The following is a 22,751-nucleotide window of genomic DNA, read 5'->3' as shown; positions in this document are numbered from 1 at the left end:
GGAAAAGGAGACTTTTTTATGTCTTTCAAGCATGTAATCGAAATGTACGATCTTATGGACAGCGCTTACGTTACAGGGGATGACCTGAAACGATATTTTGAACAAAGCGGCTTTCGCGATGTAGAAGTATCTACCGTTACTGGACAAAAAGGAAAGACCGATTTCGTCAAAGTATTAATAAAAGGAAAGAACGGAAAAAGCAGCGGCGGAACGGCGCCGACACTTGGCGTCATTGGCCGTTTGGGCGGGATTGGCGCCCGTCCCGAGCAAGTCGGCTTCGTATCTGATGGCGACGGCGCTCTGGCGTGCATGGCAGCAGCAGCGAAGCTTGCCGACATGCAGCAGCGCGGCGACGTGTTGGAAGGAGACATCCTCCTGACTACGCACATCTGCCCGGATGCGCCGACTCTTCCGCATGATCCCGTGCCGTTCATGAACTCTCCGGTGGACATGCAGATCATGAATGCGAATGAAGTATCGTCCGAGATGGACGCGATTTTGTCCATCGACACCACAAAAGGAAACATGATTCTCAATCATACAGGCTATGCGATCACCCCGACGGTCAAGGAAGGGTACATCTTGCGCATCAGCAACGATTTGCTTGAACTGGTGAAGCAAACGTCCGGCAACATGCCAGTGACATTGCCGATTACGGTACAAGACATCACGCCGTACGGCAACAATTTGCACCACATCAACAGCATCATGCAGCCGTGTGTCGTAACAGACAGCCCGGTTGTCGGGATTGCCTTGACGACCCAGGTGCCAGTAGCAGGCTGCGCCACAGGTGCGACTCATCTCGTGCACGTCGAACAAGTCGTGCGCTTCGTGATCGAGGTAGCCAAGCTGTTTGGAACAGGCAAGTGCGCGTTCTACGACGAGGAAGAGTTTGCGCGGATGACATCGCTGTACGGCTCCATGAAGCATCTGCTCACACTGGACGGCAAGGTGAGCGTGTCATGAGCGATCAACTGAAAGCGTTAAAAGACCAGGTCATCGCCGCCGTCGAACAAAACAAGGACGAATTGATCGAGCTGTGCTGCAAGCTGATCCAGTTCCCGAGCGAAAACCCGCCTGGCGATTCCGGGCCGATCAGCCGCTTTATTACGGAATATCTGGAGCGTTTTGACATCGCTACAGACTGGCATGAAGCAGGGCCAAACATGTACAACCTCGTGTCCCGGATCGGCAATCTGCAATCGGGCAAAAAGCTGATTTACTGCGGCCATACGGATGTCGTGCCTGCCGGGGACTTGTCCAAGTGGGAATTTGCTCCGTTCAGCGGCGAAGTAAAAGACGGCTGGATTTTGGGCCGCGGCGCTTCTGACATGAAGGGCGGCTTGGCTGGACTGATTTTTGCCGCGACGATTTTGCAGCGGCTGGGAGTCGAACTGCCGGGACAATTGATTCTGGCGATCGTGCCGGACGAGGAAACAGGCGGAGCGATGGGCGTTCCGTGGATTTTGGAGCGCAAGCTGGTCGAGGGAGACGGATGCCTGATCGCCGAGCCGTCCTCGCCGCATAATCCGACTTTGGGACAAAAAGGTTCCTGCTGGTTCCAGCTCACGGTCAAAGGCAAGCCAGCTCACGGCAGCCTCGGGCCGATCGCCGGCAAAAATGCGATCATGGATGCGATTCGCGCTATCGAACGGATTCGCACCGTATGGGATTATCCGGTCGTGATTCCGGATGAAGTCAAGGAACTCGTGAAGGTATCCAAAGCATACATGCTCGGCACCGAGCGGGAACCGTACCAGGATGTGCTGGAGCGCGTCTCTTGCAACATCGGTACGATTGAGGGCGGCACGAAAGCAAATGTGGTCCCTGACACTTGCACCGTGGAAGTGGATTGCCGCCTGCCGTTTGGCGTGACGAGAGCAGAAGTCATGGGCTACATCACCAGCCAGTTGGACGAGCTGGATATTGATTACGAAATTGTGCCGATGGGAACGCAAAGCCATGCGAACTACACGTCGCCGGATGATCCGGTCTGCCGGGCGATCGTCGACAACATCACGTACGTGACAGGCGAGCACGCTTTTGGCGTTCAGCAGTGGGCAAGCAGCGATGCCAGACATTTCCGCGCGTACGACATTCCGGTCTTGCAATACGGGCCTGCGTACTTGCCGAGCATCCACAATTTCAATGAAAAAGTGCTGGTCGAAGACGTCATCCGCTGCGCGAAGGTGTACGTGGCGGCAGCCATTGACTTTTTGTACGAGCAATAAACGGGTTTGAAAAGTAATCGTGAATAAGGGGAGTCGTCGTGCTAAAAACGTTGGATCAATCACTCAAATTGTTACAGCTGTTCACGAAGGAGAAACCGGAATGGGGAGCAAGGGAACTCGCCAAGGAAGTCGGTTTGAATCACGCAAATGTATTCCGCGTATTGTCTACGTTTGAAGCCAATCGCTTTCTGGAGAAAGATCCCAAGACGAAAAAATACTCATTGGGCATTCGCCTGTGGGAGCTTGGATTGACAATGAGAGAGTCGTTCCATGTATCACGACTGATTCGGCCTGTGTTGCAACGGATGATGGAGGAGTCGGGCGAGTCGATCTTCCTGACCTGCCTGGACGAAGACGAAGCGCTTACGCTCGATGCGCTGGAGCCGGACAATGTGGTGAAATACTCCGTGTCGGTAGGCAGTCGTGCCCCTTTGTTTGTAGGCGCATCGTACCGTTCGATCATGGCCTACTTGCCGCAAGAGAAAATCGAGCACATCATTTTGCAAGGCTTGCGGCAGTACACGAAAAATACGATTGCCGATCCGGACAAATTGCGCGAGGAGCTTGTGCATATTCGCGAAACCGGATGGGCGATGAGCACGGGCGAGTATACGCCGGATGTTCTGGCGATCGCGTGCCCGCTGTTCCACTACGACGGACATGTGATGGGCTCGTTGACCATATCCGGCCCGATTTACCGGATGAGCGAGGAGAAGAAGGCAGAGTGCCTGGAAATCCTGATGCGGGGCAAACGGGAAGTCGATGAGATTATTCAAAACTACCGCGTGGATTTATCCCGCTATTACTTGTTTGGTTAGAAAAAAGCTGCCGCAGAGCAAAATCTGTCGGCAGCTTTTTTGCTGTGAAAAACGTCGAGACGTACGTTTTTCATGAAATGGGATGTGACCGTGCTGCTCGTTCGCGTCTACGGTTGAAGCGATTCGATGCCGAGCCGAAAGCTCGTCGTCCGATTTCGCCCGGCCGCTTTGGATTGATACAGCGCCTGATCCGCGCAGGTGATGATGTCGAGCGCTTCCGTACCGTGCAGCGGATAGCTGGCAATTCCTAGGGAGATCGTCACCGGATGTCCCGTCGGATTGTCGAGCGCTTCAATCATTTGCCGCAGCCGCTCGGCGATTTGATAGGCAAACAGATGCCGATCTCCTTGCAGCAAAATGCCGAACTCTTCCCCTCCGTAGCGGAAGCAGAAGTCGTCTTCGCGCGTCGTATCCAGCATCGTTTGGGCGACTTGTTTCAAAACCTCGTCACCTGTGACATGGCCGAAAGCATCATTAATCCTTTTGAACCGATCGACGTCGAGCAGAATGAGGGAAAACGGAATTTCGCTGCGCAAAGCATCTTGCAAGCAGGCATCGAACGTTTTGCGATTGGCAAGTCCGGTCAATCCGTCCTTCTCCACTTCGGATTGCAGCTGCCGCAGCTTGCGGTTCATCTGGCGAAGTGCCAGCCGCGTGCTTTGGTACAGCTTTTGCACCTCGTAAATTTTGGAGGTGGTCGTAAGCTCGGCAGGACAGTCCATTCCGCCAGACTCATCGGAAATGTGGGTTAATTTGGACAGCGCGGTATTGATGTTTTTGGCAATCAACCAGACGATACCAAGCGTGAGCAGCAAAAAAGGCAAGGAAGTCATCAACAGATTGTGGAGCAGCTTGTGATTCGACTCGTCAATGACAGAGGTCGGCGTCTGGGAGACGATAATCCAGCCGCTGACGCTTTCGGTCGTATATCCGGCAAAATACGATTTGCCCTTGCTGTTGACGATTTGCTGGTAGCCGCTTTTGCCCGCGAGAGCTTGCTGGATGGCGGGATTCAATAGCACGGTTTCTCCGAGGCGCTTTGTTTCGGGGTGGAAAATGAGCCTCCCTTGCTGATCGACCACATATACGTAGGAACCGTCCCCATAAAAGTGTTCCTTCAAGGTCCGGTTGAGCACATTCGATTCTTCCAAATAAATCGTTCCGCCCGCAAAGCCTTGGTACACTCCCTGTTTGTCAAAAATCGGCGAAGAAATCATCAAAATCAGCCGGCCCGACACCGCACGGTAAGGCTCGGAGATCAGCGGTTTCTTTTGGATCAACGCCAGTCTCACAGCATGCGAGGTCAGCAACGTTCCGAGGGCAACGCCGGATTTCAGCGGGCTGACTTTCTGGATGTGACCTTCAGCGTCTGTGATGAACAAGGAATGAAAATTTTGTCTGTTGGCCGCATACCAGTCGTCCAAGTCTTTCTCTACGAGCGGCTTCTCGCCAGCTTGTCTGGCAATCGTGTCGACGTTGTTTTGCAGGACGGTCAATATGTCTGCTGTGTTTCTCGCCAGCTTCTTCGCGTACTGGTAGTTGTTTTCCAGGTAGTTGGTGGAGAGCGAGGTGCGATTGACATGAAGAGAAGAAATGACCTCAATCAAAATTGTCGCGAGGACAGAAAACACAACGAGCATTTCCATAATAAAGCGAAGCGTATAGGTTCTTCTTTTCCCCATGCCAAACTCCTTTTTTCTGTTTCTGAAAGCTCTTGCTGTAAATCTTTACCCGCAATTTGCGAAGTCTAATCTCTCGGACGGCAAAAAGACAGCCTGGAGGGAGCGTGTGGCGATGGGGGAGAGATTTTCGGAAAACAAAAACAGGTTATCCGAAGACAACCTGTTTGGCAAGTATTTGATTGGTTAGCGTGTAAAGCTTAAAGCGACACCGATGGAATAAGGGACCAGCCAGAGCACCCATACAAACAGACTGAATTTGTGGAACTGCTTGCGTTGGCGGTCTTGCTTTTTCCAGAGGACGAAGCCGGCCCAGGCGGTGTGCAAAAACATCAGGATCAGCGCGACCAGCCCGGTAATCCCGTGCAAATTCAGCGAATTGCCGTCGGCGAGCAGCTTCATGAAAGCCGTTCCGACTGTATCGAAGACAAGCCCCAGGCCAAAAAAGACGAAGTGCTTCCAGGCAAGCTCCTTGGCACGGTGCTCCGACCAGACTCCGATTGTATACGAGGCGAGCGCCAAATTGATGAAAATGACAGCCCATACTAGCATAAAAAATCATCTCCCATTCGCTTCTTGATTGTCTACACGGTTGAGTGTAGGAAAAGAAGATGAACGGAAGATGAACAACGAGGGGATTATGCCGATTTACGCCTGGCGCTTTTTTCGCAGGAGCAGCCATATAATCAGGGTGGTAAGAGCCGCCTTCCACAGCTTTGGCCAAAAGTCAGCGACAATTCCGTCGTAGACGTAGGCTGATGCCATTTCAAGCGGAGTGGCTCCCGGCGCGAATTGGATGGCTACGCCGAAGCCGAGCATGGCAGGCAGACTGTAAAACAGGTAGCTGGCAAAAAGCAGAAACAGCCATTTTGGCAAAAGGAAGCCCTCCTTTCCGGTTTGTTCGATTGCGTCTAGCGAACAAACGTGTTTTTCACCCGTTTGGACAGGCGGAAGTGCGTTATCCGGATCATGGAAAAAATGCCGTTGCGTGCATCGAAAAACACCTTCGCTAAAATTGGATGAATTTCATAAAAATGACTAGATCATGGTAATGGATCGTGCCTTCTTCGTCAATGGAAAAAGCAACCGGGAATCGGGAAACTCGCCAGGCAAGGGAGGAATCGGCGGTAGCCAGATCGTATTCATACCCAAACAGGCTTGAAGGAGGCAATAAAATGAAGCCGATTCGCTATGAACGCAGAAAATATACGCAAGGCCCGACGCCGATCGAGCGTCTGGAGAGGCTGTCGCAGGTGCTGGGCGGCCCGCACATTTTCATCAAGCGCGACGACTTGCTCGGCTTGACGGCTGGTGGCAACAAGACGCGAAAGCTGGAGTATTTGGTTGCCGACGCGATCCGGCAAGGCGCAGATACACTGATTACGTGCGGCGCTGTCCAATCGAATCATTGCCGTCTGACACTGGCTGCGGCGGTTCGCGAAGGGCTGCGTTGCCAGCTCGTTTTGTCGGCGCCCGAGACAGGCGACTACAATCCGCAGGCGGGCGGGAACCATCTGTTGTTTCATTTGCTTGGTGCCGAACAGATCGAGGTCATTCCCGCAGACGGCGATATGCTTGCGGCGATGGAAAAGCTGGCGGACAGTCTGCGGCAAGCAGGCAGGAAGCCGTACCTGATTCCGGTTGGCGGCTCCAACGAGATCGGCTCGCTTGGCTACATGGCGTGCGCAGAGGAAATCGAGCAGCAAGCGTGGGAGAGCTGCACTCCGTTTGATTACGTGGTGACGGCAACAGGCAGTGGCGGGACACAGGCGGGTCTGATCGCCGGGTTTTTGGCGAGACAATCGTCTGCCAAAGTGATTGGCATCAATGTCAGCCGCGACCGCGCCGCTCAGGAAGCGAAAGTACAGGAGCTGCTTGCGCGTACCGCCGCCGAGGTCGGTCTGCAAGCGACGATCCAGGCAGATGTGGTGCAGTGCGAAGATCGCTTTGTCGGGCCAGGCTATGCGATTCCGACAGAGGAAATGGTCGAAGCCGTGCAGCTCGTCGCCCGCACAGAAGGAATTTTGCTCGACCCGGTTTACACGGGCAAAGCGATGGCGGGGTTGATCGGGCTGATTCGCGAGGGGCGCTTTTCGCAGGATGACCATGTGCTTTTTCTGCACACGGGTGGCGCTCCGGCGCTTTACACGGCGTCCGAGCTGTTTTTGCCCAAGCAGGGATGACGGTGTACTTGAAGTTGCTTGCGAGACGAGAGACGAAAAGGAGACAGACAAATGCTTGATGTTGTTGCCTGCGGCGAGCTTTTGATTGATTTCACGCCGATGCCCCATCCCGAACCGGGGAAAATGGCGTATGAACAAAATCCGGGCGGAGCAGTGGCAAATGTGCTTGCGGCTTTGTCGCGGTTTCATAAAAAGACAGCTTTTCTCGGCGCAGTCGGAAACGATGCGTTCGGCCGCTTTCTGAAGCAGACGCTGATGGACCTGGAGATCGGGACTGACGGGCTTGTCCTGACGGATGCTGCCTTGACCACGCTCGCCTTTGTACACATCGACGCGAGTGGCGAGCGCTCGTTTTCGTTTGCCCGCAACCCCGGAGCAGATACGCAGCTTCGCGAGGCGGACATAGATGAGGAAATGATCGCGCAAGCAAGGCTGTTTCATTTCGGCTCCTTGTCTTTGACCCATGAACCAGCGCGCAGCGCAACCTGGAAGGCTGTAGATATAGCGAAAAGACACAAGCTGCTCGTATCGTTTGATCCAAACATTCGCGAAAGCTTGTGGCCGGACATGGAACAGGCGAAGGCAATGGCGCTGCACGGGATCAGACAAGCGGACATCGTCAAGCTGTCGGAAGAGGAGCTGGAGCTGCTCGCTCCGGCAAGCGGCTTGGCGGAGGGGACAGAATGGCTGATGGAAACTTGCCGCAATCAGGCGATCTTCGTCACTCGCGGCAAAGCGGGCTGTTACTTCCGAACGGAAAAAGAGCAGGGGATGGTTCCAGGCTACGCGGTCGATGCTGTCGATACGACCGGGGCAGGAGACGCGTTTTTGGGGGGCTTGCTTTATCAGGTGCTGGAAGCCAAGCAGCCGCTTCGCTCCATGGACAATGACACGCTGACACGTATGGTTCGCTTCGCCAATGCGGCAGGAGCGCTCACCACCACGCGGACGGGCGCGATTCCGGCGCTGCCAGCGCTGGCTGATGTCGAGCGCTTTGTGGCAGAAAATCGCATATAGCACGGTTCAGCCGATTCTCTGTCAGAAAATAACGGGGAATCGGCTTTTTTGGCGAGCGATTTGATATACTATTCGTAATTTCGCATTTCTATGGAAGAAGTGGGTATGAACCATGATTTTTCTCGAAGTGATCTTGCCTGTCTTGCTGATCTTTTTGTCGGGCTACATTCTTCAGCGCAAGTTCCGAATGGATTTGAAGCCGATTTCGTCGCTGGCGATCTACGTGTTGACCACGGCGCTTGTCTTTCGCACGTTTTACAAGACCGAGCTTGATCTGCAATTGTTTTACATCGTCGTCATCTCGCTGTTGCTGCTCGGAGCGCTGATCGTGCTCACCCAGCTTACGGCTCGCCTGTTTCGCTACGACAAATCGCAGGAGAGCGCCCTGATGCTTTCCACCGCCTTCATGAACAGCGGGAACTACGGGACTCCGATCATTTTGTTTGCTTACGGGGAGGCCGGGTTTACGTATGCGGTCCAAATCATGGTTTTTCATTCGATCATCATGGGGGTATTCGGCGTCTACTTCGCTTCGCGGGGCGGGGGTGGCGCGGGCACGGCGATTCGGGCGATTTTCAAGCAGCCTTCCAACTACGCGGTTGTGCTGGCGATTTTGCTGCAACAAGGCAATGTCGTGATTCCAGCTGGCTACTATCAGGCGATTGATCTCGTGGCGCAGGCAGCGATTCCGGTCGTCATGCTGATTCTCGGGATGCAGCTTGCCAACGTATCGTCCAAAGCCTTGGAGTGGCAAGGACTGAGTGCCGCCAGTGTCATTCGGCTGATCGCTTCGCCTGTGCTCGCTTACGTGATCTGTCTGTTTTTCCCGATTGACCCTTTGCTGCAAAAAGTGCTGGTCATACTCGCAGCGATGCCGTCTGCTGCGACGACAGCGATTTACGCGATCCAGTTCAACATGCGTCCGCAATTTGTTTCCAGCAGTGTCCTGGTCACGACCGTGTTCAGTGTAGGGACGCTGACGATCTTGCTGAATCTGCTGCACTAGCCGATTCAACTGCCGAGGCAATCGCGCTACACCGAAAAGGTTGCCAAGGCATTGCTTTTTTCTATATGATGAGAACAAGAATCGTTTTCAACAAAATCAAAACCGGGAGATTGCCATGCATGCCACATCCATTCATTCCATCTACGACAGTTATATTGACGCGCTGCCGAACATTCGGCTTGATGACATCGGGACGGAGATGGCGGGGGATGACTTGTCCGGTTGGAACGGATACATCAACAGAATGATGCCTCGTCCTGGACTGGAGATTGTCGATTCCTTCCATCGTTTTCAGGATGATCACGCCATGCGTTTTCGCTCGGAAGCCGCCATGGTGGAGCTGAGCTTTTGCTTGCAAGGAACGGGGGAGGTAGCGGTTTCGGGCGGTTCCCAGCACGATCTCGTTCCGGACAGCTGCTCGCTGCAATTGATGCGGGATTTTCAAGCCGACTTTTGCTATATGGCCCAAGCGCCGTTTCGTTCGGTAGCGATCGGGATTTCCGTCGAGCTGTTCAACGAATGGCTTGCGCAAATCGACGAAGGAACGCCGTATACGTTTGAAAGCTTGTTGGGCAACCGTCCTTTTCGCATGTTCCGCATGCCGCTTCGGCCAGATTTGATGATGCGGCTCCAGCAGCTGATCGCGCCGCCTGCGTCTCAGCCCAGATTGCGGCGGCTTCATGCGGAAGGCAAGACGCTGGAAATCGCTGCGCACGCCTTCGACATGCTGCTGTTTGAGCGAGAGGCGGAAGTCACCCGACCCTTTTTGTCCCGCAGCGATCGGGAAAAAATTCATAGCGCCAGAGAAATTTTGCTGGCGAATATGGAGGCGCCGCCTTCCTTGATCGAGCTGGCACGCATGGCGCAGCTGAACGAATACAAGCTGAAAATCGGCTTCAAAGAGGAGTTTGGCACGAGCGTCTTCGCGTACTTGCGGGAAAAGCGCCTGGAAAAAGCGCTGGAACTGCTGCGCTCGGGCGAGATGAATGTCAGCCAGGTAGCGTTGTCGGTCGGCTTTTCCAACTTCAGTCACTTTTCCGAAGCGTTCCGCAAGCAGTACGGAATGAATCCGTCCGATGTGAAGCGGGGCAGGTATATTTTGTAGCGAAAAAAGCGGGAGCGATGTCTCTCGCTTTTTTCTATTATCCCGCCAACCGTAGTTTTCGCCCTCGTCCGGTAGTTGCAAACAGCTGGCAAAGGTACGATCAAGCGTAGTTGTTGAGAATTATTATCACAGATGATGGAGGCTGACGGAAGGTATGGCAAAAAGAAAGCACGGCTGGATCGCGGGATTGCTCGGTTTGGCGTTACTTGTAGGGGGATGCAGCCAAGCTGCTGACAACAGTGCAGGAGGACAAGGCGGACAAGCGCCAGCAGACAAGCCGGCTGCGCAAACAGCAGAAACGCGGACAGTCAAGGATGCAGCAGGCGAAGTAACCATCCCGGCCAATCCGCAAAGAATCGCGGACGTATCTGGATCGACTGAGGAGCTGTTGGCGCTTGGCATTCGTCCCGTGCTGACCGCGAACAGCCAGTATGAAAGCCCGATGGATTTGACGCCGATTTTGCAAAAAGAGCTGGGAAAAGACGTGACCGTGGCGGGCTGGTTTCAAAATGAGGTAAGTGTCGAGGCGATCGCCGCAGCCAATCCCGATCTGATTCTCGTGGGTCCGGCCCAGGAAAAAATTTACGAGCAGTTGAACAAAATTGCCCCGACCGTGCGCGTGCCTTACGGTTTCAACGCGTTTCGCGAGCGGTTCGACTTTGTGGCGAATACGCTCGGGAAAAAGCAGCAGATGGATGAATGGCTGAAAGCGTACGATGACCATGCGAAGCAGCTGCACGATCAGATTGTGGCAACTACCAAAGAGGAATCGTTCGCAGTGATCGAAGCGACGCAAAAAGGGATTCGCCTCTACGCGAAAACCGGGCTGGCTGACATGATTTTCTCCGACTTGAAGCTGCCGAAAGCGGCGGGAATACCGGAGCCAGATCCGTGGGGAGGCAAGGAGACGGACCTGGAGGGACTGTCGACGCTCAATCCCGACCATATCGTGCTGCTCGCCGATTCCGAGCACAATGTGCTGGAAGATACCGCGATCTGGAACAATATGAAGGCGAAGAAAAACGGCAAGGTGTACCGCGTCACTACAAAACAGAGCTACAACGAAGCGTTTTTTGCCCTCGGGAAAAAGGCGATGATCGAGCAGGTAGCGGCAGATATTTTGCAAAAGAACCAAAAATAGCAAAAGCGGGCACGAGCAAAAAACGGATGCTTTTCAGGCGTCCGTTTTTTTCATAGGCGGCGCTTGACCGACTTCACTGTGTATGTTGTATGATGAGCGAAAAAGACATTCTGCCAAAGGAGATCGCCATGTGCCGAAATATTAAAACCTTGTTCAATTTCTCCCCTCCCGCTACCGAAGATGAGGTTCAGGCAGCCGCGCTGCAGTTTGTGAGAAAGCTCTCGGGCTTCAACACGCCCTCCAAAGCAAACGAAGAGGCGTTTCAGCGGGCGGTCAAAGAGGTAACAGCAGTCGCCCAGACTTTGCTCGATTCATTGGTGACAAACGCCGAGCCGCGCAACCGCGAGACGGAAATCGAACGCGCCCGCGCAAGAAATGCCAAACGATTCGGCACGCCCCAATCCCAACCGGCTGACTCTGTTGATTGAATTTTTCGCCGCTTATCATCGTTTTGTGATTTTGTTTATCATAACTCTATCAGATCGCTTCTATTTTCCCTCCTCGTCTTTTGTATTATCTTGGGGACAAAGGGGAGAGATCCATCATGGAGAAGATAAATCTGACAGAACAATTTTCGTGGATACAACAGTCTTTACGTTCAACGGTCGTAGGGGAGCTGAACGATTCGGCGATCAAGCTGGAGCAGCTTTCGGGAGAATATCCCTGGCAGCAGCACGACCACAAGGACGAAATGATTCTCGTCGTAAACGGAAGATTGCTATTGATGTCCCATGAGCGCAATATTTGGATCGAGGCTGGCGAATTGCTCGTCATACCAAAAGGAACGGCGTACAAATGGTTCGTGCCCAACGGAGTTTGCCATCTGTTGGTGATCGAGCCGAAACAGCTGGCGGCGCTCAAGCGTTGTTCGTGATAGATTGCAAGCAAGCATGAAAGATAGATGGCGTGAACGAGATAGCTGTCATTGTCGGGACCAAGCGGCGGCGAAAAAACTACGATTATACGAGTTGAGTAGTCATTGAAAGCAGGAGCAAAAATAGTTTTAGTCCGAATATTAACTGGTTTTTAAATATGAGCCTTTATGGTGCGCTGTAGTCTTTATACAGGGTGCCCTTTTGGCATTCATGTTCATAATTTTTAGTTTTTATTCTTTTTTTGAATGAAACAAACGATCCTAGACAAAATGTCGCCCGCCCTCACTCTTTATAGAAAAAAATTTTACAAAAGAATGTTTACTGAGAAATATGTGTCTGTACGCAACTTCCAATTTATTGAAAAAGTATTATATTATGGTATTTGGATGTGATCAAACCCATACATTAGGACTTGAAAATGAGGTGAATGAAGAATGTTGAATAAAACTAGGAAATGGATTATTGCTGTTGCTCTCGTTTCAATTGCTTTAACGATTTTTTTTCAAATCAAAGACTTACCTGGAAATATGGGCGCGCTTCTTACAGTTAAAGAATTAATCAATAAGCACAACAAACAATTAAATGAACTGGCAGATGAAGGTGCTGAAAATCATACCAATGTCCAATTTGCTGAAGGTAAGTATTATATCGATGTGAATAAAAATGTTATTACAAGTGAAGGTAAAAATCGCGTAAATCACTATGAATATGTTCTTGTATACGAAGATCTGGAATGGAAAGTAATCAAAGAGAGATTTACTTATACAGCTAAATAGCCTACTAATTAGAAAACGAATATTGTAATATTTTCCATATAAATGTAATATGAAGTCGATTTGTTTGGGATTTTAGCAGTCTACCGTTTGATAAAATAGATGAAACAGCCATTTATTTTCGATATATTAACGATGTTCAAAATTTTACAATAACAAATTACGAAACGTCTTATGATATGAAAGGTATAACTGAAAACAAGGATAACTATGAGGTACATATTTACCTGATCCAAGAATTTGTTGTAAATAACTCGATTGAGTCTGGTTTTGCAGATGATGTGAAGGTGGTGCTTAATAAGCCTGCTGCATCATTGAATAAGAATAGCCTTGTTAATGACTCAAATGAAACGTCAAATGATTTTGAAATTGTAAAAATGTCTTCTGACACCCTTGAAACAGATTTAAGTAGTGAGGATGTAATCAAGAAGGGGAAAGATTTTAAGGCTAAAATGAAAAAACAAAATACAAAAAAACAACTATCCATTGAAGCTCCAGAAGGTGCTGCCCTAGCTTCATATTCTTACGATGGATCGGAAGCTGCTGATTATGCCTTGGATTATGCTTTAAATCCGAATCCTAATTACTACACCTGGAACAACGATTGCACAAACTTTGTCTCTCAAGCACTGAATTATGGTGGGATTCCCGAAAGAGGTACTACATCAGGTAACTATAAAAAATGGTATTATCGTGATAGATGGGACGTCTCTAACAGTTGGATTAATGTCGATGATTTCTACGAAGTAGCTACAAACTCGTATACGATCTTCGGGTCAGATTTGGATTACGCAAGTGAGCTTAGTCTAGGAGATGTAGTTCAATACGACATCGATAGCGATGGAGACTGGAACCACACTGCCATCGTAACTAAACTCACAAATAATGGTCGATACGATATTCCCCTTGTCTCTTATCATTCTTCCAATAGAAAAAATGTCGCTTGGGATTATTTTGTTTCAAAGTACGATGAGTGTGATTACAGATTAATTGATATCCATGAGTAAGAGGTTGAGTTAGTTTTAACTGGATAGAAAAACCCGTCTCCTATGATTAAGAGACGGGTTTGCGAGTGGTTGATACTATTCATGCCCTGCGGCTTTGTACTATAGGCGAAAAAAGGGTTGACTTTCCGGTATTTTGGTATGTAATTAATACGGATAGCTGCAACTCTTTTTTGAGGTGATGAACGTTGGAAGACGGCGTCTATGTCCTGATCAAAAAAGGCGATCCGGAGCTTGTGCAAAAACGCCAGTTTCTTCGTCAGGATGAGTACACCATTGGACGGAGAGGGAGCCAACTTGCGCCTGACATCGCTTTTTCCAGCCCATACGTGTCGAGACGGCATGCCGTGATCCGCAAGATCGGCAATCGCTATACGATTTCCGATCTGGACAGCAAGCATGGAACAGAAGTCAACGGGCAGAGCGTCCGCCAAGCGCCGCAGCCGTTATTTCACGGCGATCTGATCAGCCTTGCCAAAGGAGTCGTCGAGCTGGTCTTTTTTGCGGAGGGCAGTGAGTTGGACGTGACCAGGGAATTTTCTTTTCCGCTGGTGCAATCGATGGTTTCGACTGTTTCCACGACAGGATTGGTCATCAACCTGGAGCGGCGCGAGATTCGCCTGGATGGTGCGAGGATTCATTTGACAGGAAAAGATATGGATTTGCTGATGCTTTTGTATCAACGGGCCAATCAGGCAGTCAGCTATGAGGAAATCATGGTGTCGATCTGGCCGGAAAGAATGATTTACACAGACAATAGCGTGCCGGATGTGGGACGCGCCGAAATCAATGCGCTCGTGTACCGTTTGCGCAAACGGCTGGGCAAGTACGGGGAAAAGGTCACCACGATTCCTCGCTTCGGCTATATGTGGGAGGATTGAACAAGGGAGACGAGCCAGTGGTCTTCCTTTTTTCCATGCGCTTTTTCCTGCTTAATTGTCTGACACTTATCATTTGTTTGTGAGTGTGATCTGATGATTTCATCAGTTTTCTTCCATTTATTCTCTAATCCGGCTGGTTTATCGTGGGAAAGGGAAGGTGAGGAACTGGTGAAAAAGGCTTGGATATGTTTTTGGAGTGTCTTTCTCGTAATTCTTTCGGGATTTGTCTTCCTTTTTTGGGACTATTGGAAGGAAGGGCCGAAAACGGACGGGGAAATGGCGAAGGCGGCGTTTACCGCTTATACGACGAATTGGAAAAATCAGCAGTTTGCACATATGTACGAACAGCTTTCACTGGATACAAAGGCAAAGGTGACAAAGGACGAGTTCGTTTCGCGATACGAGAACATTTACGGCGGGATCGAGGCCAAACCGATCCTCGTCGAGCCGCTTTACAACGGAGATGTCGTCCCGACTGAGGATGGGAAAATCAACTTCCATTACCGGATCAAGCTGGACACATTCGTCGAACCGATTTCGTTTACAGGAAAAGCAACCTTGATCAAAGAGACGCAAAACGACAAAAAAGATTGGTACATCCATTGGAATCCGTCTTTTTTATTTCCCGGGATGCAGGAAGGGGATAAGGTGCGCGCCAACACGCTGTATCCGAAGCGGGGAGAAATATTGGACCGGGCCGGACGCAGGCTGGCTACGAGCCGGATCGTGGTCGATGTCGGGATTCGTCCAGATGAATGGAGCAAAACGCCTCCAGCCGGGAGGACACAAGTCAGCAAGCTGTTGCAAATACCGCTGGCAAACCTGATGAGTGTGGTGAGTGCCAATGCCGGGAAGTCTGGCTCGTTTGTCCGCATCGCAACTTTGCCGGAGGATGATGCACGCTTGCAAACTTTGCAACAAACCGCGAGCATCGTTTTGCAGAAAAAGCAGGTCAGGTACTACCCGTATCAGGCTGCGGCGGCTCATTTGGTCGGCTACACGGGTGCGATTAGCCAGGAGGAGTACGAAAAGCGCAAAGACATGGGCTACCGCGCCTCGGATATCATCGGCAAGGCGGGGCTGGAACAGCTTTTTGAACAGCAATTGCGCGGGGAATCCGGCGGCCGGATCGCGATTGTCGGTGCAGACGGGACGGTGAAAAAAATCGTGGCGGAGCAACCCGCCAAAAACGGGCAGCCACTCGCCCTGACGATCGATGCTACTGTCCAGCAAACGATTTACAGCGAGTTCAAGCAGGATGCTGGGACAGCCGCAGCGATTTCGCCCGCGACGGGAGAAGTTTTGGCGCTGGTCAGCTCGCCTTCGTATGATCCAAACGCATTTGTGCTCGGCATGTCGACAGAAGAGTGGAAAAAGCTCAATGACGATCCGGGCAAGCCTTTGCTGAATCGCTTTGCCCGCGGCTTTGCGCCAGGGTCTACCTTCAAGCCGCTTACCGCGGCAATGGGACTTGCGACCGGAGCGATTACGCCAGCCGATACTGTTTCGGTCAAAGGACTGCATTGGCAAAAGGACGCCTCCTGGGGCGCATACGAAGTGACGCGGGTGAGTGACTACGGAGCGCCCGTCGACCTGAAAAAAGCACTCGTCTACTCGGACAATATTTATTTTGCCAAGGCGGCGCTGTCCATCGGGGAGGAGCCGTTCGTGGCACAGGGAAAGCAGCTTGGCTTTGACGAGGCGGTGCCGATCCCGTATCCGCTCGATCCGTCCCGGCTTGCCAACAACGGCATGAGAAACGAGATCCAGTTGGCAGACTCGGGCTATGGGCAGGGCGAGGTGACAATGACGCCGCTTCACTTGGCACTCGTGTACAGCGCTTTTGTCAACGAGGGAAACATCGTGTACCCGTCGCTGCTTCAGGGCGAGCAAAAAGAGCGGTATTGGAAGCGTGAAGCGATTCCGCCCCAAGTGGCAGCCATCGTCAGGGCCGATCTTGTGCAGGTGATGGAAGACCCCCGCGGCACAGGCCGGGGAGCGCGTGTGCCGGGCATCCGCATGGCGGGCAAGACCGGCACCGCAGAATTGAAGCAAAAAAAGGGCGAGCAAGGACAGGAAAACGGTTGGTACGCGGTGTTCAATGTGGATGATCCGCGCCTGCTGGTCACGATGATGGTCGAGGACGTCAGAGGCCGCGGCGGCAGCCATGTGCTCGATGCGCGAATCAAGCGGATTTTTTCCAAGCTGTTGCAGGGCGTGGGGGCGTAAGCAGCATAGAGCAAGCGTTTCGTTTCGCTAGTTTCGCTAGGATAGAAGCAGAGAGAAAAGGACAGAGGAGCGGTGGGAGCAATGAGCAGGCGAGTAGAGGATGAAAAGCAGATGAGATTGGCTGCGTGTACGGCTGCTTGGGGAATCGTCACGGAGCCGTCCGTGCAGAAAGCGGGTGTTGGTTTGCCGCGCTCGCGGTGTTCCGACAGCAAAAGACGCTGGAGAAAGCCGCAAGCGTGGAGCTGGTGGAAAAGCTGGAGAAACTCGTAGGGGACGCGAGTGCAACTGAGCGAGGGACTTGCTGCACATGAGCCGTTTTCAGTATGGACGGTTGTGTGCAGTTTTTTTGTGGGATTGTAGCGGAATGGAATGAAGTGGTCTGTTCACGCAGGGGGGATTTGTACGGGAGCGGACTTGCCGTATTAAAGGAGAGTGATTTGTTTGGGGAGTTGGATGAAGGAAGTGGCGGTTGAAAGATATTTGCGTTTGTGGATGAAAAGTTGTTTGGGTGCTGGATCGTGTAAAGAAATGGATAGATGGGATGGGGGATAATGTTTTATTATAAGTATGAGGGCGAATGGTTACCCTGTAGCGAGGAAAAAGAAATGAACAAGATGCGTACAGCCGATTTTCGAGGATAGGGCGTGATTTTTGACGAGAAGTGAATCCTCGAAAAAAGAGCGGGTTCTTGTTGGCAGTGAGTATGAGGAAAGCCTTGGCGTTATTGAGGTTAAGCATGGTAGTCAAAGTCGGTTACATTGGAGACCCGAGAAGTTAGGGGACTGAAACACAGAGTATGCCGTGCAGCGCATTACATCTTTGTCCAGTTACATTGGAGACCCGAGAAGTTAGGGGACTGAAACTAATCCAGCGCTGCACACTAACGTTTAACTGAACCTGTTACATTGGAGACCCGAGAAGTTAGGGGACTGAAACAATCAACAAGGAATATGACGGTGAGCGCTGGGGCTTAGTTACATTGGAGACCCGAGAAGTTAGGGGACTGAAACTCGTCGTGTACCCGACGCTGGAACTGGCCGAATACGTTACATTGGAGACCCGAGAAGTTAGGGGACTGAAACTTGTTTTAGCAACTCAGATATCATTGTCTTGTTTAAGTTACATTGGAGACCCGAGAAGTTAGGGGACTGAAACAACGAAAGCGGCAGAGAGGACTTTCGTTGAGGACTGGTTACATTGGAGACCCGAGAAGTTAGGGGACTGAAACCTTCAACGGGCTTCACGCTACCGAACGGACTCGCATCGTTACATTGGAGACCCGAGAAGTTAGGGGACTGAAACATCTGCAGCTACATCATGCGCGGAACGGTCTGTAGTCAGGTTACATTGGAGACCCGAGAAGTTAGGGGACTGAAACTCATTCTCTATGCAGCACCGTGACCCAGTAGCTTGTGTTACATTGGAGACCCGAGAAGTTAGGGGACTGAAACTGTACACGCAGGAGAACCAGTATCACAGCTTGTACCAGTTACATTGGAGACCCGAGAAGTTAGGGGACTGAAACGGATATTCGGGGATCACAGCTTGATAAACCCCAACCTACGTTACATTGGAGACCCGAGAAGTTAGGGGACTGAAACTGATGCCCTTTTACTGGCACCGGATTGATCTCCTTTACGTTACATTGGAGACCCGAGAAGTTAGGGGACTGAAACATGTTTAAATGGGTCGGGTCTGTCCATTCCACGGTTTGTTACATTGGAGACCCGAGAAGTTAGGGGACTGAAACTAGATACAATTTAACTATTGTGATAAGACTTGCTGGTCGTTACATTGGAGACCCGAGAAGTTAGGGGACTGAAACTGGGATCGAGTACAAAGTTTACGAAATTCCGATGCAGTTACATTGGAGACCCGAGAAGTTAGGGGACTGAAACACGATTCGGTATGGTGCCGGGATTGATTCTCGCGCCTGGTTACATTGGAGACCCGAGAAGTTAGGGGACTGAAACCTATGTTAGAGAGGAGGCAGGGAAAGGGGGTGAGAAGTTACATTGGAGACCCGAGAAGTTAGGGGACTGAAACTCCGCATACCTGGCACCTGCCAGAGCGCTTGGCGCTCGTTACATTGGAGACCCGAGAAGTTAGGGGACTGAAACCGAGGCAATAAGAACGCAGTGGGGCATGGAGCTCCCAAGTTACATTGGAGACCCGAGAAGTTAGGGGACTGAAACAACTGAGCAGATGGCTGAAGCATTTTCTAAGGAACGGTTACATTGGAGACCCGAGAAGTTAGGGGACTGAAACTTGAAAACCGCGCCTTTATCACATTTACCATTTGCTGTTACATTGGAGACCCGAGAAGTTAGGGGACTGAAACGTTGCGATTATTGGATTAGGAATGCTTCTGGAAGTAGTGTTACATTGGAGACCCGAGAAGTTAGGGGACTGAAACACTGTAGCCTGGTTGATGATACGCAGCTCTGCATCTTGTTACATTGGAGACCCGAGAAGTTAGGGGACTGAAACCGAAGGTGATCGTGTAACTGGCATGATGTCCTTTTATGGTTACATTGGAGACCCGAGAAGTTAGGGGACTGAAACTACGTGGTGATTGTTGACGGTCAAATGGGGAGTTACGTTACATTGGAGACCCGAGAAGCTAGGGGACTGAAACCATGCCTTCCACCCGCCGACAAAATTCAGCGGCGCGACGTTACATCGAAGACCCGAAAAGCAAGCGGAATTGAAACTAAGGCTCTTGCATTTTTGTTCGTATTTGGTTATCTCGTTATATTACAAATCCGAAAAAACAGAAGACTGTAACTAAGCTGGCCTTGCCTGCTCGCGATGCTCCGACAACAAAAGATGCTAGAGAAAGTAGATTTGATGGAAAAGATGGAAAAACTTATAAAAGACGCGAAAAAAGCTGCACGAGAGACTTGCTGCACATAAACCGTTTTCAATATGGACGGTTGTGTGCAGTTTTTTTGTGGGGATTGTAACAAAATACAAGCTACATCGTCTTACTAATGAAGCCTTAAACATAAATGGAAAAAAATGTTGAAAATAGAAAAATTAAAGATTAATATGCAAAAAATTTCAAAATATTTTTAGCGAGGGGTATTGTTGAATAGAAAGCTTGTAGCAAGTTTTATTACTTCTTGCGTTGTTCTGGCGACAATCACTACTGCATTCGCAGCTACTCCGATGGGGATAGCACAATCAGAAGCGTCAATCAGTGGAAATCTGTCTACGGCAGGGGGAGAAAAACATTATGTAATATCTTCGTATGGTATTACGCGTGATATCTCCTCTAGAGTAAAATCTAGTGATATTAAGCAAATCATTTCCTTTGCTATTATTACTAGAAACGGGAAGAAAGTTTCCTCAAAAACAACAGAAGATTCCTATGTTAAATCTTTGAAAGCAAAGATTAGTAATCAGGAGGAATATGGAAAAGCGATATGGGAGGTAGCCGCCAGCGGGGATGTTTACTATACCGATGGGACAACAGATAGCGGTATTAATTATGAAGAACAGGAATTTAACGTAAAGTAAAGATGATGCATAGCTATGGGGGAGAGTATGGTTAAAAGAATTCTATCTATAGGATTGCTGGCATTTACTGTGTTCTCAGCAGCTACAGTTTATGCTGAAATGACAGAATTTTCATCGGACGTTTATATAGCGTCTGAAACATCTACAAAACATACGGCGGGATTTACCGCTATCACTGAATCTGATGTCAAGTGTGCAAAAATTACGGTGCAGTCTACTATCTATTTCAATGCAAAGAAGCAAGGTGAGACAGAAAGAGCAACCAATTATAATTCATATAAGGTCAAACAAACAGGAGAAAGGAAAGTAGTTAATCCTACGAAGAAAGGGTATTGGGAAATAAGCAGCTTTCATGAAGAATATGCAAAAAAGGAAGATAAATTGACAGAAGAAAATCACTCATACGATGATGCGATTTGGATGCCTTAATATAGTGAAAAGGAGATATTACCATGAAAAAATCGGTTTTATTTAGTGGAATTGCATTAGCTTTAGCGTTTTCCGTTATCGGTTATGCAAATGCAAGCAAGCAAGATGACATGGTGATTGTAAAACAAAGAATTGCAGAGTTTAAAGAAAAGGTTGACAATGACATTGCAAGCAGCTTTGACATTAATCTGGACGACTTGAAAAAGCTGGATCACAAAGAGGTTTTAAAAAGTGAAGAGTATAAGGGGATTGCTAAAATAGTAATGAATATCATGCTTGAGCAAGCAAACGGTGATGTAGTGCCAAGTATTTATATGGATGAAGAGAACAATGAGATGTACATTTTGGAAAAACAAGCGGATGGTACAAATATCTTGCATAAGTATAGCAAGAATAATGAAGGCTCTGATACTGAACGAACTGTTGGCGCAAAAAATATAGGCACAGATAAAGAGGGCTGGAATGAAATTAGCACGGAAAAAAGTGAGGGAAAAATCATAGACTTCGAAGAGGTAAAATAAGAGCAATTAAAACCCGCAATACCATTCTTGTCCTTTTGCAAAATAAATACAAAAAAGCGGCTAAACCAAAAGCGCTGACCTACTATCGGTCAATGAAGTGCACCTCCTAAAATAGACATTGGATTAAACCTCCTGGTAGATCCGATGCAACCTAAGGGGTGTATTTTTGTTGAAAAAAAGCCCAGCCTTTAGAAGCTAACTTGACAAGTTCATGCTAGAATCCGTGCGGCTGCATAGAGAGAAAAGACAGACATACCATTGAAGCATGAAGCATCCCTGAAACGGCAACAAACAAATCGAACTTTGCCACCCCTAAAAAACCATCCATACAGCAAATAAAAAGTACGACCGAAAATCCGGAAATCGCAGACAATCAATCAATCAATCAGTTTAACCCTTCGACCCGTCGAGAGAGCCTTTACGCTTTTTACGGCCTCCTTTGTTTTCCATCCCCGTTCCCTGATGCGCGGAGGCACGGCAGACGAGCTATAATAGTGGATAGCTAAAAGGGATACAGGAGAGGAGGGGCCAACGTTGCATGCTGACGAGGTTTATCGACAGTTCCGGCAGATGATTTTTTCCGTGCAGAGCGTATCGCTTGTCACATGTGCTCACCAGGAGCCGCATTCGCTTCCGGCTTCTTCCTGCCAGCGCATCGGGTTTGTCAAAAGTCACAAAGGTACGCTGACAAGCAATGCGATCGAGCAGGCTGTGGAGGCGGGCGATGTCGTTTTTCTCAGGCCGTGGACGGACACCTCCATTTGCGCGCAAGCGGGCAAGCAGCTGGAGGTCTTTTTGATCGAGTTTGCTTTTTGGACGGAGGCAGCATCGTCCGGGACGGAGCGGACTTTTCTCCAGGGAACAGCCGATTTCCCGCTGGAAAAGTCGTTTCACGTGCGCAGCCATTCGCAGGTTTTGCATTTGATGGAGGAACTGCACAAAAGTCTGGATGCATTCGCGCATGTTCAAGACGCTCAAAGGTGTGAGCTTTTCCGACTACATAACCCGTTTGCGGATCGACCGGGCAAAGGTGCTGCTGGAGCTGCCAGCCAGCCGCTTGCGGGAAGTGGCGCAAAGCGCTGGCCGGAGCTTGTGTCGCGGTTGTCGGTTCGATCGGGTTTGTCGGCTTGCTTGCTCCGCACATGGCTGGCAGGCTGGTCGGGGGCAAGCGCATTTGGCTACTTCCTGTAGCTGCCCTGCTCGGGGCCATTTTGCTGGTTGCAGCGGACGGACTGGGCAGATGGCTGTTACCTCCGCTTGAGGTTCCGGTGGGCGCCGTACTTCCTTTACTTGATCGGCAAAGAAAAAAGCAGAAGCTGGTAAACAAACACAAAAAG

21 protein-coding genes, 1 pseudogene and 1 CRISPR repeat array are annotated in these 22,751 nt (G+C 50.1%); of the genes and pseudogenes, 19 read left to right on the top strand and 3 right to left on the bottom strand.

Annotation, left to right across the window (positions count from 1 at the left end):
• Nucleotides 1–18 precede the first annotated feature (18 nt).
• The 3 genes from NST23_RS22480 to NST23_RS22470 are packed head-to-tail and all read left to right on the top strand — an operon-like array spanning nt 19 to nt 3,049.
• A complete protein-coding gene (locus tag NST23_RS22480; RefSeq protein ID WP_217022263.1) occupies nt 19–966 on the top strand; it encodes a DUF1177 domain-containing protein in 948 nt (315 codons plus the stop codon).
• Nucleotides 963–2,231 (top strand): M20 family metallopeptidase, encoded by a 1,269-nt coding sequence (locus NST23_RS22475; RefSeq protein WP_173597534.1) that lies wholly within the window; start codon nt 963–965, stop codon nt 2,229–2,231. The genes NST23_RS22480 and NST23_RS22475 overlap by 4 nt, the downstream gene beginning before the upstream one ends.
• 38 nt (nt 2,232–2,269) lie before the next feature.
• Nucleotides 2,270–3,049, top strand: a complete 780-nt coding sequence (locus NST23_RS22470) for an IclR family transcriptional regulator (RefSeq protein ID WP_217022264.1) — start codon at nt 2,270–2,272, stop codon at nt 3,047–3,049.
• Nucleotides 3,050–3,156: 107 nt separating this feature from the next.
• On the opposite strand, the gene NST23_RS22465 is transcribed toward NST23_RS22470, so the two are convergent.
• The 3 genes from NST23_RS22465 to NST23_RS22455 all read right to left on the bottom strand — a co-directional run bounded on the left by NST23_RS22465 (nt 3,157) and on the right by NST23_RS22455 (nt 5,604).
• Nucleotides 3,157–4,731, bottom strand: coding sequence for a sensor domain-containing diguanylate cyclase (locus NST23_RS22465; protein ID WP_217022265.1), 1,575 nt, complete (start codon nt 4,729–4,731; stop codon nt 3,157–3,159).
• A 183-nt stretch (nt 4,732–4,914) separates the two neighbouring features.
• Nucleotides 4,915–5,280, bottom strand: coding sequence for an HsmA family protein (locus NST23_RS22460; protein ID WP_122964604.1), 366 nt, complete (start codon nt 5,278–5,280; stop codon nt 4,915–4,917).
• 96 nt (nt 5,281–5,376) lie between these two features.
• On the bottom strand, nt 5,377–5,604 hold the full coding sequence (locus NST23_RS22455; RefSeq protein ID WP_173597536.1) for a hypothetical protein: 228 nt from the start codon (nt 5,602–5,604) through the stop codon (nt 5,377–5,379).
• A gap of 299 nt (nt 5,605–5,903) precedes the next feature.
• On the opposite strand from NST23_RS22455, the gene NST23_RS22450 reads away from it, so the two are divergent.
• From NST23_RS22450 to NST23_RS22375, 16 genes and pseudogenes are all read left to right on the top strand, one after another.
• Nucleotides 5,904–6,911 carry a D-cysteine desulfhydrase gene (locus NST23_RS22450; protein ID WP_217022266.1) on the top strand — a complete coding sequence of 336 codons (1,008 nt, stop codon included), beginning with the start codon at nt 5,904–5,906 and terminating at the stop codon, nt 6,909–6,911.
• 51 nt (nt 6,912–6,962) lie between these two features.
• Nucleotides 6,963–7,928: a carbohydrate kinase family protein gene (locus NST23_RS22445; protein ID WP_217022267.1), complete on the top strand. Its 966-nt coding sequence runs from the start codon at nt 6,963–6,965 to the stop codon at nt 7,926–7,928.
• 112 nt (nt 7,929–8,040) lie between these two features.
• Entirely contained in the window at nt 8,041–8,934 is an 894-nt protein-coding gene (locus NST23_RS22440) for an AEC family transporter (protein ID WP_122964609.1), read from the top strand.
• Nucleotides 8,935–9,049: 115 nt separating this feature from the next.
• A complete protein-coding gene (locus tag NST23_RS22435) occupies nt 9,050–10,039 on the top strand; it encodes a helix-turn-helix transcriptional regulator (protein WP_274874291.1) in 990 nt (329 codons plus the stop codon).
• 154 nt (nt 10,040–10,193) lie between these two features.
• Entirely contained in the window at nt 10,194–11,180 is a 987-nt protein-coding gene (locus NST23_RS22430; RefSeq protein WP_122964611.1) for an ABC transporter substrate-binding protein, read from the top strand.
• Nucleotides 11,181–11,308: 128 nt separating this feature from the next.
• Entirely contained in the window at nt 11,309–11,608 is a 300-nt protein-coding gene (locus NST23_RS22425; RefSeq protein WP_173597541.1) for a DUF2277 domain-containing protein, read from the top strand.
• A gap of 116 nt (nt 11,609–11,724) precedes the next feature.
• The gene (locus NST23_RS22420) at nt 11,725–12,054 is read left to right on the top strand and encodes a cupin domain-containing protein (protein ID WP_122964612.1); all 330 of its coding nucleotides are present in this window, start codon (nt 11,725–11,727) and stop codon (nt 12,052–12,054) included.
• 435 nt (nt 12,055–12,489) lie between these two features.
• The gene (locus tag NST23_RS22415; protein WP_340964608.1) at nt 12,490–12,831 is read left to right on the top strand and encodes a hypothetical protein; all 342 of its coding nucleotides are present in this window, start codon (nt 12,490–12,492) and stop codon (nt 12,829–12,831) included.
• 176 nt (nt 12,832–13,007) lie between these two features.
• Nucleotides 13,008–13,835 (top strand): amidase domain-containing protein, encoded by an 828-nt coding sequence (locus NST23_RS22410; RefSeq protein ID WP_340964605.1) that lies wholly within the window; start codon nt 13,008–13,010, stop codon nt 13,833–13,835.
• A 185-nt stretch (nt 13,836–14,020) separates the two neighbouring features.
• Entirely contained in the window at nt 14,021–14,713 is a 693-nt protein-coding gene (locus tag NST23_RS22405) for an FHA domain-containing protein (protein WP_122964613.1), read from the top strand.
• A 168-nt stretch (nt 14,714–14,881) separates the two neighbouring features.
• Nucleotides 14,882–16,942, top strand: a complete 2,061-nt coding sequence (locus tag NST23_RS22400; RefSeq protein WP_340964603.1) for a penicillin-binding transpeptidase domain-containing protein — start codon at nt 14,882–14,884, stop codon at nt 16,940–16,942.
• Between the two features lie 81 nt (nt 16,943–17,023).
• Nucleotides 17,024–17,212, top strand: coding sequence for a hypothetical protein (locus NST23_RS22395; protein WP_340964601.1), 189 nt, complete (start codon nt 17,024–17,026; stop codon nt 17,210–17,212).
• Nucleotides 17,213–17,694: 482 nt separating this feature from the next.
• Nucleotides 17,695–19,580: direct repeats of the CRISPR family, unit length 37 nt; unit sequence GTTACATTGGAGACCCGAGAAGTTAGGGGACTGAAAC.
• 452 nt (nt 19,581–20,032) lie between these two features.
• Nucleotides 20,033–20,464 (top strand): hypothetical protein, encoded by a 432-nt coding sequence (locus NST23_RS22390; protein ID WP_063229941.1) that lies wholly within the window; start codon nt 20,033–20,035, stop codon nt 20,462–20,464.
• Nucleotides 20,465–20,491: 27 nt separating this feature from the next.
• Entirely contained in the window at nt 20,492–20,893 is a 402-nt protein-coding gene (locus NST23_RS22385; protein ID WP_309539130.1) for a hypothetical protein, read from the top strand.
• A gap of 23 nt (nt 20,894–20,916) precedes the next feature.
• The gene (locus tag NST23_RS22380) at nt 20,917–21,414 is read left to right on the top strand and encodes a hypothetical protein (RefSeq protein ID WP_309539131.1); all 498 of its coding nucleotides are present in this window, start codon (nt 20,917–20,919) and stop codon (nt 21,412–21,414) included.
• 1,127 nt (nt 21,415–22,541) lie between these two features.
• Nucleotides 22,542–22,646, top strand: a pseudogene (locus tag NST23_RS22375) (iron chelate uptake ABC transporter family permease subunit); the annotation flags it as partial.
• Between the last annotated feature and the right edge of the window lie 105 nt (nt 22,647–22,751).

Origin of the sequence: Brevibacillus sp. FSL K6-0770, assembly GCF_038000275.1 — a bacterium.
In the GTDB taxonomy this organism is placed as follows: domain Bacteria; phylum Bacillota; class Bacilli; order Brevibacillales; family Brevibacillaceae; genus Brevibacillus; species Brevibacillus parabrevis.
The sequence above is the reverse complement of the archived record's forward strand: the minus strand, read 5'-3'. Positions and strand labels throughout refer to the sequence as shown.